The organism is Reyranella sp. (assembly GCF_036558665.1).
Taxonomy (GTDB): domain Bacteria; phylum Pseudomonadota; class Alphaproteobacteria; order Reyranellales; family Reyranellaceae; genus Reyranella.
This window is the reverse complement of the sequence record NZ_DATBFE010000163.1, coordinates 1-9,687: the sequence shown is the minus strand read 5'-3', so window position 1 is coordinate 9,687 and position 9,687 is coordinate 1. Positions and strand designations below refer to the sequence as shown.

At 66.4% G+C, this 9,687-nt stretch carries 10 protein-coding genes and 1 riboswitch; of the genes, 6 read left to right on the top strand and 4 right to left on the bottom strand.

Annotated elements, in window-relative coordinates:
- The 3 genes from VH499_RS23680 to VH499_RS23670 all read right to left on the bottom strand — a co-directional run.
- Positions 1 to 1,995, bottom strand: a 1,995-nt coding sequence (locus VH499_RS23680) for an elongation factor G (protein WP_332055236.1), incomplete at its 3' end; no start/stop codon positions are given.
- A gap of 349 nt (positions 1,996 to 2,344) precedes the next feature.
- Positions 2,345 to 3,538, bottom strand: coding sequence for a chromate efflux transporter (chrA, locus tag VH499_RS23675; protein ID WP_332055235.1), 1,194 nt, complete (start codon positions 3,536 to 3,538; stop codon positions 2,345 to 2,347).
- A 77-nt stretch (positions 3,539 to 3,615) separates the two neighbouring features.
- Complete coding sequence (locus tag VH499_RS23670) at positions 3,616 to 4,935, bottom strand: LLM class flavin-dependent oxidoreductase (protein WP_332055234.1); 1,320 nt, start codon at positions 4,933 to 4,935, stop codon at positions 3,616 to 3,618.
- 128 nt (positions 4,936 to 5,063) lie between these two features.
- Between VH499_RS23670 and VH499_RS23665 the strand changes: the two genes are divergently transcribed.
- The 6 genes from VH499_RS23665 (at position 5,064) to VH499_RS23640 (ending at position 8,021) form a co-directional block, all read left to right on the top strand.
- Positions 5,064 to 5,537: an isoprenylcysteine carboxylmethyltransferase family protein gene (locus VH499_RS23665; protein ID WP_332055233.1), complete on the top strand. Its 474-nt coding sequence runs from the start codon at positions 5,064 to 5,066 to the stop codon at positions 5,535 to 5,537.
- A 29-nt stretch (positions 5,538 to 5,566) separates the two neighbouring features.
- Positions 5,567 to 5,628: riboswitch (Fluoride riboswitch) on the top strand.
- 67 nt (positions 5,629 to 5,695) lie between these two features.
- The gene (gene crcB / locus VH499_RS23660; RefSeq protein WP_332055232.1) at positions 5,696 to 6,112 is read left to right on the top strand and encodes a fluoride efflux transporter CrcB; all 417 of its coding nucleotides are present in this window, start codon (positions 5,696 to 5,698) and stop codon (positions 6,110 to 6,112) included.
- The gene (crcB, locus tag VH499_RS23655; RefSeq protein ID WP_332055231.1) at positions 6,109 to 6,522 is read left to right on the top strand and encodes a fluoride efflux transporter CrcB; all 414 of its coding nucleotides are present in this window, start codon (positions 6,109 to 6,111) and stop codon (positions 6,520 to 6,522) included. The genes crcB (VH499_RS23660) and crcB (VH499_RS23655) overlap by 4 nt, the downstream gene beginning before the upstream one ends.
- 13 nt (positions 6,523 to 6,535) lie before the next feature.
- Positions 6,536 to 6,883, top strand: a complete 348-nt coding sequence (locus VH499_RS23650) for a DUF190 domain-containing protein (RefSeq protein WP_332055230.1) — start codon at positions 6,536 to 6,538, stop codon at positions 6,881 to 6,883.
- Between the two features lie 229 nt (positions 6,884 to 7,112).
- Positions 7,113 to 7,514 (top strand): type II toxin-antitoxin system VapC family toxin, encoded by a 402-nt coding sequence (locus tag VH499_RS23645; protein ID WP_332055229.1) that lies wholly within the window; start codon positions 7,113 to 7,115, stop codon positions 7,512 to 7,514.
- A 258-nt stretch (positions 7,515 to 7,772) separates the two neighbouring features.
- Complete coding sequence (locus VH499_RS23640) at positions 7,773 to 8,021, top strand: copper-binding protein (RefSeq protein ID WP_332055228.1); 249 nt, start codon at positions 7,773 to 7,775, stop codon at positions 8,019 to 8,021.
- A gap of 128 nt (positions 8,022 to 8,149) precedes the next feature.
- Here the strand turns inward: VH499_RS23640 and VH499_RS23635 are convergent, their stop codons facing one another.
- The gene (locus VH499_RS23635) at positions 8,150 to 9,352 is read right to left on the bottom strand and encodes a pyridoxal phosphate-dependent aminotransferase (RefSeq protein ID WP_332055237.1); all 1,203 of its coding nucleotides are present in this window, start codon (positions 9,350 to 9,352) and stop codon (positions 8,150 to 8,152) included.
- Positions 9,353 to 9,687 lie beyond the last annotated feature (335 nt).

Genomic DNA, 9,687 nt, shown 5'->3' with positions numbered 1-9,687 from the left:
GGTGCGGAAGGTGCCGACGCCCTGGGTGACCGAGCGGATCTCGACGATCATGTCGGCGATCTCCGCTTCCGGCATCAGCGCCGACACCTCGTCCCAGCCCGACCAGCCGTCGCGGGCGTCGTAGCCCAGGAGCTGGCCGCGGCGACCCGAGATCAGGCGCTGGATGCGCGGCGTCGCCTCGCTGGGGGCTGCCGCCGTCACCTTCAGAATCGGCTCGAGCAGCACCGGCTTGCACTTGGGCAGGCCTTCGCTCAGCGCGATGCGCGCGGCCATCTTGAAGGACATTTCCGAGCTGTCGACCGAGTGATACTGGCCGTCGAACAGCGTCACTTCGAGGTCGACCACCGGCTGGCCGAGCGGCCCTTCCTTGAGATAGTCGACCAGGCCTTCCTCGACGGCGGGGATGAAGTTCCTCGGCACCACGCCGCCCACGATCTTGTCGACGAAGCGGAAGCCCGAGCCGCGCGGCAGTGGCCGGATCTCGACCTTGATGTCGCCGAACTGCCCATGTCCGCCGGTCTGCCGCTTGTACCGCGCATGCTGGGTCGCGCCCGCCTGGATCGTCTCGCGATAGGCGACTCGCGGCTGGTTGGTGTCGACTGCGATGTTGTAACGGCCGGCGAGCTTCTCGACCGCGACCCGAAGATGCATCTCGCCCTGACCCTTGAGCAGCAGTTCGTGGGTCTCGGCCCGTTGCTCGTAGGCGAGCGAGGGGTCCTCCTCGACGAGCTTCTGCAGCGCTCCCGAGAGCTTGACCTCGTCGTTGCGGTTCTTCGCAGTGAGCGCGAGCGCGAACACCGGCGGCTCGGCCATGGGGAAGTCGGGCACCCGGTTGACGCCGGAACCCGAGATCGCCTGTCCGGAGGAGAGCACGTCCATCTTGGCGAGCGCCACGATCTCGCCGGCCCTTGCTTCGGGAACCTTGTCGAGCCGTTGGCCGAACGGGCGGAACAGGCTGCCGATGCGCTGACCGCCGAGGCTCTGGCCCTCGGCGAGCGCGCCCGACCAGACCCGGCAGACAGAGAGTTTGCCGGCGTGCGCCTGGTGCAGGACCTTGAAGCATTCGGCCATGGCAGCCCCGTTGGACGGCAGGTCGCGGCGCTTGGCTGTCTCCTCGACGAAGGGCGTGTCGTGGCGCAGCGCCTTCAGGAGGCGGCGTACACCGTTCTCGCGGTCTCCCGCGCCGAGGAGGACGGGCGCGATCTTCTGGGCGCCGAACTCGTCGTGCAGGTCGCGATAGATCAGAGACTTCTCCGGCGCCACGTCCTCGATGAGCTGCTCCAGCAGTGTGTCGTCGAACTCCGACAGCGTCTCCAGCATCTCGCGCCTGGCTTCGCTCTCGCGCGGCAGGATCTCGGCCGGCATCTCGATCAGGTCAGAGGCGCCGCTCGACTTGTAGCGATAGGCGCGTTCGCTCACGAGGTCGACGTAGCCCATGGTCTCCTCGGCACCATTGGGTGTGTTGCGGCGGATCGGCACCTGGCGCAGCACCAACTTGCGGGTCGAGACCGTCTGCAGCGCCGCCAGCATGTCGCGCACGCGGCCCTCCGCCGAGTCGATCTTGTTGACGAAGAAGAGATGGGGGACGAGGTTGTCCTCGATGTACTTGAGGAGCGGCGTGAGCGCGATCACGCGCTCGGGCGAGGGCTCACAGACCACTACTGCCGCGTCGGCGACGGCCAGCGCCGCAAGTGCGTCGTGCTGCAGCTCGATCGAGCCCGGCGTGTCGATGAAGGTCCACTGGTCGCCGAGATAGTCGATCGAGGCGATGTTGATCTCGGTACTCATGCCGCGCTTTCGCGCCTCGGCCGAACCGTCGCCGATGGAGGTGCCCGCGCGCGTCGACCCGCGCCGGCCGATGGCCCCCGTGGCGTAGAGGATGCTCTCGAGCAGGCTGGTCTTGCCCGAGAGATACGGCCCGCACAGCGCCACCACGCGGTGCGCGCCGCTGCCTGGTCTGCCTCCGAGCACGGTTCCGGTCTTGAGGTCGGTCATGACAACGTCCTCCTTCTGCGCACTCGCGCGCATGCAAGCTCCGGAAGACGTCTCCCGGACGGACGGCCCTGGCGCTGACCTCGCGCAGGGTCGGCGGGCTGCCCCAGCGTCCGCGGACGGTCGCTACTCTTTCTCTCGGCCGTGACGCGAACGCAGGATGCAAACCCGCGGCGCCTCGATCGGAGCGAAGCCCTTTGTCGGCGAAATGCTTTCATTCCCGCGAGGACGAGTCAATCTGCGGTCATAGGAGAATGTCGCGGCGCTGCTGCCGATCGGCGTCTTCGCGCTGATCGAGGGGCAGCTTGCGTCGGTGCCGCCGGTTGATGATGGCCAGGCGCTGGCAACTGGCTCAGCCGAGATAGCCGATGGCGGGTGCCGCAACCGCGCCCGCGATCACGACGAGCCACGGCGGCACTTTCCACGGCCCCAGCAGCAGCAGCGCCACGACGGCGATCGCGAAATCGGCCGGGTGATGGATCGCGCTGGTCCAGACCGGATTGTAGAGGGCGGCCAGCAGCAGCCCGACCACGGCTGCGTTGACGCCCTTCAGCACGGATCGCATCACCGGATGATCGCGGATCCAGTTCCAGAAGGGGAGCGGCCCGATCGCGAGGAAGAATGATGGAAGGAAGATCGCGACGAGGCAAAACAATCCTCCAGTCCAGCCGTGGGGCGGCGACCCCATGACCGTGCCGAGATAGGCGGAGAAGGTAAAGAGCGGTCCCGGCACCGCCTGGGCCGCGCCATAGCCCGCGAGGAAGGCGTCGTTGCCGACCCAGCCCGGCTGCACGGTGGCGGCCTGCAGCAGCGGCAGCACGACATGACCGCCGCCGAACACCAGCGAGCCTGAGCGATAGAAGGCATCGAACAGCGCGACCAGGTGGCTGCCGGTCAAGGAAGCGGCGACGGGCAGGGCAAAGAGCAGGGCGAAGAAGAGCACGATCGAGGCGATCGACCAGGCCTTGCCCATGCGCAGCGGCAACGGGACCAGCGCGATGTTTTCGCCGGGCAGCAGACGCCAGCCGACCAGCCCGCCCAAGGCGATGGCGCCCACCTGGCCGGCGGTCGAGGGAACCGCGACTGTAAGGACGGTCGCCGCTCCCGCGATCGCGAGGCGTTCGCGATCGGGACAGAGGTTGCGCGCCATGCTCCACACTGCCTGCGCTACCACCGCCACTGCGACGATCTTCAGGCCGTGCAGCCAGTTCGCGCCCGCGAGATCGCCGAGCGCGCTGACACCGTAGCCGAAGGCGATCAGTGCCAACGCCGAGGGCGCCGTGAAGCCGAGCCATGCCGCCAGCGCGCCCGGGATGCCCGCGCGCAGGGTGCCGATCATGATGCCGACCTTGCTGCTGGCCGGCCCCGGCAGCATCTGGCTCAGCGCCACCACGTCGGCATAGTGCGCCTCGTCGAGCCAGCGCCGCCGCTCGACGAACTCGGTGCGGAAGAAGCCGAGATGCGCCACCGGCCCGCCGAAGCTCGTCAGTCCCAGCCGCAAAAAGGCGAGGAAGACGGTCCAGGGGGAATCGCTTTGCGCGGTCATTCACTCATCCATGGGAGCGCGCAACTCGAGTGGCGCCCAGGAGCATGATGCGCCACTGGAGTGGCGCCCGCCAATGATCATGCCTCCTGGTTCAAATGATCGCGCTGCGTCGTGCCGGTGTAGGCGCGGCGGAATCGGCCGCGGCGCTGCAGCTCGGGCACGACCAGGTCGACGAACTCCTCGATGGCGCCCGGCGAATAGATCGGCGAAAGCATGAAGCCGTCGCCGCCCACCGCGTCGAAATAGGCTTCGAGCTGGTCGGCAACATCGGTCGGCGTGCCCACCATCTGCGGCAGGCCGACGCTCTGGCCATGGTTCTGCGCGACCTGGCGAAGTGTCAGCAGTTCGCCGGTCATCGTGCGATAACGGGTCTGCATGCGCTGCAGCTTGGGTTCGGTGCGATGCGCCATGATCGTGTCGAGCGGCAGCGTCGAGAGGTCGAAGTCGAGGTGGCCCGACAGGATCGTGAGGCCGCCCTCCAGCGGTACCAGTGCATTGTGCTCGGCCTGTCTGTCCTCGGCCTCGGCACGCGAGGCGCCGATGATGGGTTGTACGCCGAACAGCATCTTGCAGGCGCTCGCCGGACGGCCTGCTTCGACCGCGGCGCCCTTGATATCGTCGAAGAGTTCCTTCGCGCCCTTGAGGTTGGGCTGGATGGCGAACACGGCATCGGCGTAGCGCGCCGCGAAGTCGCGGCCCTTGCCGGAGGTGCCGGCCTGCAGGATCGCCGGGCCGTTCTGCGGCGAGCGCACGACGTTGAGCGGCCCGCGCGACTTGAAGTAGCGGCCCGCATGCTCGATGCGATGGACCTTCGCGGGATCGGCGAAGATGCCGGCTGCGCGATCCATGACGACCGCGTCCTCGTCCCAGCTCTCCCACAGCTTGCGGCAAACCTGGATGAATTCGTGGGCGCGGTCGTAGCGGTCGTCGGTGGGCTTGAAGTCTTCGCCGTAATTGGCGGCCTGGTTGTGGTTGAGCGCGGTCACGACATTCCAGGCCGCGCGGCCACGCGTCAGATGGTCGAGTGTGGCCCACAGCCGGGCGGCATGGAAGGGATGCTGATGGCTCACTGAATAGGTGGCGCCGAGCCCGATGTGCTCGGTGACGGCGGCCATGAAGGAGAGCAGGGGGATGGGGTCGTGCTCAGGTGCCTGCGTGGCGTTGCGCAGTGCCGGGGCGAGGGAGCCCGTGTAAGTGTCGGAGATGTAGTTGAGGTCGGCGAAGAACACCATGTCGAACAGGCCGCGCTCGCAGGTGCGCGCGACGTGCTGGTAGAGCTCGGGCCGCTTCCAGTCGTAGCCCGCTCGGGCAGTGCGCGGATGTCGCCACATGGCGAGGCTGTGATAGGTGGGGCTGTGACACAGGAACTGCGCCAGGTGCATCATCGCCTTGCGCATGCGCTCTCCCTTTGCGGTTTTCGAATCACCATCGAGAAGGCCGGGTTCGCGGCCATCTCCGGTTGTCGCCCACCGTCAAACCCGGCACAAGTTACGGCGAGACGGGCTGGCGCACAAAGGAGGACGTCGTGACGGAGCCGACCGACCACGCGGGCGTCATCGCGCCGCCGCCCGTCCTCTATGCGGGCGCACTGATTGCATCCTTCGTCCTGCGTCGGTTCTGGCCCGCGCCGATCTCGGGCGGGGCAACCTGGGTGGTCCTGGCCGGCGTCGCACTCGGTCTGCTGGGAGTCGGCCTCGTCGTGTGGGGGCTGGTGACGATGCGTTCCGCTGGCACGAACGTCGATCCAAGGAAGGAGACCACTGCGATCGTCACAGACGGACCGTTCCGCGTCACGCGCAACCCGCTCTATGTCGGCCTCACGCTGATCTATCTCGGGTTGACGCTCGGCTTCGACGTGTGGTGGGGCCTCGTTCTCCTCGTGCCGCTGCTTATCGTCATGCATTTCGGCGTGGTTTGCCGCGAAGAGCGCTATCTCGAGCGGAAATTCGGCGATGACTACCGGCAATACAAGCGCCGCGTCGCCCGCTACATCGGTTGAGCGGCCCGAATTGCGAGGGTAAACTGGGCGAGCTACATGGGGATGGGGTCCCCCGACAACCGCCGCAGAGGCTGATGACTCCTACCGACGCTCGAACACGGTAGGAGGGCCTATGACCAAAATTCACCGAATGTCCGTCGAAACGGTTGCCTCGTAGCATGTACTCCCTGTCGGAGTGGCTGGCAGACGGCCTCCTCATCGCCATGGGCGCGGCCTTGGGCACGCCCGCGCGCTTCTTCCTCTCGGGGCTGGTGGCGCGGCGTTTGGGCGAGACATTCCCCTGGGGCACGCTGGTCGTGAATGCGACGGGGTGCTTGGTGATGGGTTTAGTCGCCTGGCTCGCGGCAACGCGCGGACTTTCGAGTGCCTCGACTTTCTGGCTGATCGTCGCCACCGGCTTCCTCGGGAGCTACACCACCGTCTCGTCCTTCGCGCTGCAGACGCGTGCCCTCGTGCGCGACGGCGAGAGCCGGCTGGCGCTGGGATATGTAGCGCTGTCGCTATTTCTTTGCCTCGGCGCCGTGACGGTCGGCTTCGAGTTCGGGCGCGAGATTTTCGCCGGAGCCGCGCGATGAGACGCTGGACCGCATTCAAGAGCGGACTCGCCCTCTACCTCGCCGTCATCGCAGGCGGTATCCTGGGCAGTCTGATGCGATGGATGGCGGCGCTCCTGCTGCCGTCTACCCTTGCCGGCTTGCCCTGGCCTACTCTCTTTGCCAACTTGACCGGCTGCTTCGTCATCGGCTTCTTCGCCACCCTTTCCGCACCCGATGGCCGGCTGTTCGCCGGCCCGCGCACGCGGCAGTTCGTGATGACCGGGATCTGCGGCGGCTACACGACCTTCTCGGGCTTCAGCCTCGAGACCTTCCATTTCCTCTCCGGCGGCGAACTTCGCACCGCCGGTGCCTACGTCGTCGCCTCGCTTGTCGCCTGGTTCGCCGCCGTGTGGCTCGGCGATGCGCTGGCCGAGCGCCTCAATCGTTAACGGGAGCCCCCCAATGCAACTTCCCAAGCACGCGCAGCTCCTGCGGATCTTCATCGGCGAGGACGATCGGCACGATGGCAAGCCGCTCTACGAGGTGATCGTGCTCAAGGCGCGCGAGATGCACATCGCCGGCGCCACCGTGCTGCGCGGCGGGCTCGGCTTCGGCCATTCGAGCCGGCTGCACAGCTCCAAGATCCTGCGCCTCTCCGGCGACCTGCCGCTGGTGATCGAGATCGTCGACAACCCCGAGCGGATCAGCGCCTTCCTGCCGGTGCTCGAGGGCATGATGGGTGAGAGCAGCGGCCTCGTGACGCTCGAGAACGTCCAGGTCCTGCAATACGGCACCGGGTCGGTGAGCTAGGCATTGACCATGCCCGTACAGCGGGGCAGCAGAGAAGGGCCGTTCGACCATCATTGCCAGGCATGGCCGGTCCGGTCGCCGCGCTGGTGCCCATTGGATCGTATGGCATCGCTACCCGCCAACGGCCACTGCTCCCGGCGGCGGGGTCCGGCCGCGGGCTGTGGGGCAAGGGCAGTACACGCACGCTTCGGAAGCTCCGTGACGAATGGAGCCGCTAGCTTTTGCGGACTTGCCCGAGAACGCTCTTGTCCTGATGGATTCGGCGCCGATCATCTACGTCCTCGAAGCTCATTCCCGGCTCGGACCGCGTTTCAGGCCGCTCTTCGAGGCCCATGCTGCCGGCCAACTGCGTTTCGCGGTAACGACGGTTACCGTGGCCGAAGTCCTGGCTGGTCCGTTGCAGGCCGGGGACGAGGTGCTGGCAAGTCGCTATCGGTCGATCCTCGAATCATGGCAGCCTCTCGCGCTCGACATGGACATTGCGGAAAGTGCGGCACGATTGCGCGCTTCCCTCGATCTCAAGTTGCCCGACGCTGTCCAGGCCGCTAGTGCCCTCGCCATCGGCGCCACCGCGCTGGTCACACACGACCGCGATTTCTCCCGCGTCCGATCGTTGCGCGTCATCTCCTGAAGGAGTTGCTCCGGCCGCTCGCAGCGATTCGATCCCGGTGAGATCGATCGCAGACGGCGTTGACCTGTGGCGACGGGGCAAGTATCTCCGCTGCCCCTGCTGACGGCGATTGCGACTTCGGACGGGCAAGGACAGGAAAAAATGGCGCACAGCGTGCTTCTCAAATTCACAGCAGTCGTCCTGATTGCTGCAATGTCGGCTCCCCTGCTGGCATCGCAAGCCGCGTGGGCTGCCGGACCTGATGATGAGGTCGACGAGATGCCCGACGTAGAAGCCTCCCCCGGCCAGCTTGCGGCGGGCCAGGTCGTGGCGACCAACCGGGCCGTGGGCACGATCACGATCCGGCACCAGGGGATTCCCGAGCTCTTCATGCAGACCATGACCATGGTCTTCCGCGTCTCCGACAAGGCGATGCTCGAAGGCCTCACGCCGGGCGACAAGATCCGCTTCAAGGTCGAGCGCGACGGCCGGAGCTACGTCGTCACCCGGATAGAGCACAGCAATTGAGGCGCACATGGCAGCGTGTCTTCGCAACGCTCATGTTGGCCGAGCCTTTCGGCAGCAATGCTCTCCGGTGAAGGAAAACGGCAGGTCCCGTTTGCAGGGCCGGGCGCCTCGTGATGCAGGTTTTTTGCCTATCCGAGCGCCGCGCAGGCGCGCTGGATGCGGCGGCCGGCTTCCTCGAGCAGGTCGGTCGCAGTGGCGTAGGAGATGCGGAAGGCCGGGCCTTGGCCGAAGGCGGAGCCCTGGACCACCGAGAGGCCCTCGGCGTCCAGGAGATAGTTAACGAAGTCGGTGTCGTTGGCGATGGTCTTGCCGTCCGGCGTCTGCTTGCCGATCGCGCCGGCGCAGGACGGATAGACGTAGAACGCGCCCTCGGGCCGCGGGCATTTGAGGCCCCGGGACTGGTTCAGCATCGACACGATCAGATCGCGGCGCTGCTTGAACACGGCGACGTTCTTGGGAATGAAGTCGGTCGGCCCGTTCAGTGCCGCCACCGACGCCGCCTGGCTGATCGAACTCGCGTTCGAGGTGCTCTGGCTCTGTACCGTGATCATGGCGTCGATCAGCTTCTGCGGCCCCGCGGCATAGCCGATGCGCCAGCCGGTCATGTTGTACGCCTTGGAGACGCCGTTCATGGTGAGCGTGCGGTCGTAGAGCTTGGGTTCGACCTCGGCCGGCGTCGCGAACTTGAAGTCGTCATAGACCAGCTTCTCGTACATGTCGTCGGTCAGCACATGGACCTGCGGGTGCTTGAGCAGCACGTCACAGAGCGCGCGGAGATCGCCGTGTGTGTAGGCCGCGCCCGTGGGATTACTTGGCGAGTTCAGGATCAGCCACTTGGTCCGGGGCGTGATCGCGCGCTCCAGCGCCTCGGGCTTGAGCTTGAAGCCCTGCTGTTCGGGGCAGTCGACGATCACCGGTGTGCCGTCGGCCACCAGCACCATCTCGGGATAGGAGACCCAGTAGGGCGCGGGGATGATCACCTCGTCGCCCGGATTGAGCGTCGCCAGCATTGCATTGAAGATGATCTGCTTGCCGCCCGAGGTGACGACTGTCTGCGCCGGCTTGTAGTCGAGCCCGTGGTCGCGCTTCATCTTGGCGCAAATCGCCTGGCGCAGTGCCGGCGTGCCGGCGACGGCGGTGTACTTCGTGTCGTTGTTGCGGATGGCCGCGATCGCCGCCTCTTTGATGTGGTCGGGCGTCGGAAAATCCGGCTCGCCGGCGGCAAGGCCGATCACGTCCTTGCCCGCCGCTTTCATCTCCAGGAACTTGCCTTGGGCGGCATTGGTCGGAGAGGGCTTGATACGGCCAAGACGGTCGGCAATGAACGCCATCACGACGGACGCCTCCTTTCGGGCGGGCTTTGTTGCGCGGGCGCGAAGCTACTGGCGCTGGCGCAAGCCCGCAAGATGCGAAGCAGTCGCCGGAACGATTTCTCGTAAGCCCTCGCCGTACACGGTCTAGGGACTGCGCGCCTCCGGTCGACTATCGCGTGTCGCTATGTGGCGGCCCTGCAGCTAGCGGGCGTGGAGCGCGTCTATGGAGCGGTCGAGTGTAAACCCGGAGGGATGCCTTCGCGGCCCGATCAAGGATCCCTCCTTGCGTTCGGGACCAGACGGAACAGGTGACAGCGAAACGAATCCCGAGATAATTCGCCCCGGAGGACCGC